1 protein-coding gene is annotated in these 383 nt (G+C 72.8%); it reads left to right on the top strand.

The window, feature by feature from the left end:
* Positions 1-177: 177 nt before the first annotated feature.
* Positions 178-383: hypothetical protein (locus tag HUX53_RS39735; protein ID WP_217918930.1), on the top strand; the 206-nt coding region annotated here is incomplete at its 3' end.

Below are 383 nucleotides of genomic sequence, written 5' to 3'. Positions count from 1 at the left end.
GTGGCGGGTTGCCGTCGGGAGTCGGGTTGCGGGTGGTGGGGGGCCGGGCCGGCCGGGCGCCCCATGTGGGTGTCGGGGGTCTCGTCGTAGCGGTACGGCTCGTGGGCCGTGACGAACCGCTGGGCCAGGTCCGCCGCCGGGGCGAACTCCTGCCGGGAGAACGGCAGCAGCCGGTAGATGTCGAATTCGCCCGAGCACGGCGGCGAGGACCACTACCAGGCCCGCGAACAGCAGCTTGCGGCGGCGGTCGTTCAGGTTCATCACTCGTCCCCGTCCGGCTCACCGGACGGACGCCCCACCGGGCGCAGCCAGAACGGCATCGACGGGCCCTCCTCGGAGCCGCCGCGGCCCCACAGCGGCGGAGCTGTCCCTTATACACAACT

It is taken from the genome of Actinomadura sp. BRA 177 (assembly GCF_013372625.1).
Classification (GTDB): Bacteria; Actinomycetota; Actinomycetes; order Streptosporangiales; family Streptosporangiaceae; genus Spirillospora.
The sequence above is the reverse complement of the archived record's forward strand: the minus strand, read 5'-3'. Positions and strand labels throughout refer to the sequence as shown.